The sequence below is a fragment of the Lentilactobacillus sp. Marseille-Q4993 genome, assembly GCF_951230165.1.
In the GTDB taxonomy this organism is placed as follows: Bacteria; Bacillota; Bacilli; order Lactobacillales; family Lactobacillaceae; genus Lentilactobacillus.
In genome coordinates this window covers 1-3,237 of sequence record NZ_CATNVB010000056.1, presented here as the reverse complement: position 1 = coordinate 3,237, position 3,237 = coordinate 1, and the positions used below count along the sequence as shown (strand labels likewise).

Below are 3,237 nucleotides of genomic sequence, written 5' to 3'. Positions count from 1 at the left end.
GCAGGGGGCGATCCCCCAACTACTATCGGCGTGCAAAAGCTTAACTTCTGTGTTCGGCATGGGAACAGGTGTATCCTTTTGGCTATCGCCACCACACTATATTCATAAGAGAACTTCGTTCTCTCAAAACTAGATAATATTTAATTTTCTTTCCGAGTCACCATTTTTTCTACTTGGTTAAGTCCTCGACCGATTAGTATTGGTCCGCTCCGTACATCACTGCACTTCCACTTCCAACCTATCTACCTCATCATCTCTGAGGGGTCTTACTTCCATATAGGAATGGGAAATCTCATCTTGAGGCGAGTTTCACACTTAGATGCTTTCAGCGTTTATCTCATCCATACATAGCTACCCAGCGATGCGCCTGGCGGCACAACTGGTACACCAGCGGTATGTCCATCCCGGTCCTCTCGTACTAAGGACAGCTCCTCTCAAATTTCCTGCGCCCGCGACGGATAGGGACCGAACTGTCTCACGACGTTCTGAACCCAGCTCGCGTACCGCTTTAATGGGCGAACAGCCCAACCCTTGGGACCGACTACAGCCCCAGGATGCGATGAGCCGACATCGAGGTGCCAAACCTCCCCGTCGATGTGGACTCTTGGGGGAGATAAGCCTGTTATCCCCAGGGTAGCTTTTATCCGTTGAGCGATGGCCCTTCCATACGGAACCACCGGATCACTAAGCCCGACTTTCGTCCCTGCTCGACCTGTCTGTCTCGCAGTCAAGCTCCCTTCTGCCTTTACACTCTGCGAATGATTTCCAACCATTCTGAGGGAACCTTTGGGCGCCTCCGTTACTGTTTGGGAGGCGACCGCCCCAGTCAAACTGCCTACCTGACACTGTCTCCCGCCACGCTTAGTGGCGCGGGTTAGAGTGTTCACACAGCGAGGGTAGTATCCCACCAATGCCTCCATCGAAACTAGCGTTCCGACTTCAACGGCTCCTACCTATCCTGTACAAGCTGTGTCAACACCCAATATCAAGCTACAGTAAAGCTCCATGGGGTCTTTCCGTCCTGTCGCGGGTAACCTGCTTCTTCACAGGTATCTTAATTTCACCGAGTCTCTCGTTGAGACAGTGCCCAGATCGTTACGCCTTTCGTGCGGGTCGGAACTTACCCGACAAGGAATTTCGCTACCTTAGGACCGTTATAGTTACGGCCGCCGTTTACTGGGGCTTCATTTCTGGGCTTCGCCGAAGCTAACTCATCCACTTAACCTTCCAGCACCGGGCAGGCGTCAGCCCCTATACGTCATCTTACGATTTTGCAGAAACCTGTGTTTTTGATAAACAGTCGCCTGGGCCTTTTCACTGCGGCTGACCTTGCGGTCAGCACCCCTTCTCCCGAAGTTACGGGGTCATTTTGCCGAGTTCCTTAACGAGAGTTCACTCGCTCACCTTAGGATTCTCTCCTCGACTACCTGTGTCGGTTTGCGGTACGGGTAGTTAATTACTCACTAGAAGCTTTTCTCGGCAGTGTGACATTGATCGCTTCCCTACTTTATTTCGGTCCTCGTCACTGCTTGTCAACGCGGTAAAAAGCATTTGACTCTTTACCTGACTTACAGCTTGAACACACATTTCCAATCGTGTGCACGATTTAGCCTCCTGCGTCCCTCCATCGTTCAAACATAATTAACTAGTACAGGAATCTCAACCTGTTATCCATCGCCTACGCCTTTCGGCCTCGGCTTAGGTCCCGACTAACCCTGGGAGGACGAGCCTTCCCCAGGAAACCTTAGTCATTCGGTGGACCAGATTCTCACTGATCTTTCGCTACTCATACCGGCATTCTCACTTCTAAGCGCTCCACCAGTCCTTACGGTCTGGCTTCGTTGCCCTTAGAACGCTCTCCTATCACATGACCTAATGGTCATGTCCACAGTCTCGGTAATATGCTTAGCCCCGGTAAATTTTCGGCGCGGAATCACTCGACTAGTGAGCTATTACGCACTCTTTAAATGAATGGCTGCTTCTAAGCCAACATCCTAGTTGTCTAAGCAACTCCACATCCTTTTCCACTTAGCATATATTTAGGGACCTTAACTGGTGGTCTGGGCTGTTCCCCTTTCGACGATGGATCTTATCACTCACCGTCTGACTCCCGGACATAAATCAATGGTATTCGGAGTTTATCTGAACTTAGTAACCCATGACGGGCCCCTCGTCCAAACAGTGCTCTACCTCCATGATTCTTAATTCCGAGGCTAGCCCTAAAGCTATTTCGGAGAGAACCAGCTATCTCCAAGTTCGTTTGGAATTTCACCGCTACCCACACCTCATCCCAGCACTTTTCAACGTACACGGGTTCGGCCCTCCAGTGCGTTTTACCGCACCTTCAGCCTGGACATGGGTAGATCACCTGGTTTCGGGTCTACAACAACATACTCAAACGCCCATTTCAGACTCGCTTTCGCTACGGCTCCGACTCTTCATCTTAACCTTGCATGCTATCGTAACTCGCCGGTTCATTCTACAAGAGGCACGCTATCACCCATTAACGGGCTCTAACTGCTTGTAGGCACATGGTTTCAGGAACTATTTCACTCCCCTCCCGGGGTGCTTTTCACCTTTCCCTCACGGTACTGGTTCACTATCGGTCACTAGGGAGTATTTAGCCTTGGGAGATGGTCCTCCCGGATTCCGACGACGTTTCACGTGTGTCGCCGTACTCAGGATCCTGAACTGAGGGTCATTGATTTCATCTACGGGGCTATCACCCTGTTTCGCCGACCTTCCCAGATCGTTCGATTATCAACAACTTTGGTAACTCAAATGTTCAGTCCTACAACCCCAAAGAGCAAGCTCTTTGGTTTGGGCTGTTCCCCGTTCGCTCGCCGCTACTTAGGGAATCGATTTTTCTTTCTGCTCCTGTGGGTACTGAGATGTTTCAGTTCCCCACGTCTACCTCTATCCAGCTATGTATTCACTGAATAGTAACAGTCGATTAAAACTGTTGGGTTTCCCCATTCGGAAATCTCCGGATCAAAGCTTACGTACAGCTCCCCGAAGCATATCGGTGTTAGTCCCGTCCTTCATCGGCTCCTAGTGCCAAGGCATCCACCATGCGCCCTTTATAACTTAACCTAGCATCACTAAGTGATGCTCAGTTAATTGAGTTTTGCGAATTAAACTTTGTTAATTTACTCAATAAACGCGGTGTTCTCGGTTGAAATTATATATAAATATAATCACTACAAGAAATTAAATATTATCTAGTTTTCAAAGAAC

2 rRNA genes are annotated in these 3,237 nt (G+C 49.5%); both read right to left on the bottom strand.

What is annotated here, in order from left to right:
- Positions 1-96: ribosomal RNA gene (gene rrf / locus QOW94_RS10800) — 5S ribosomal RNA — on the bottom strand; the annotation flags it as partial.
- 77 nt (positions 97-173) lie between these two features.
- Positions 174-3,093 (bottom strand): 23S ribosomal RNA (locus QOW94_RS10795).
- Between the last annotated feature and the right edge of the window lie 144 nt (positions 3,094-3,237).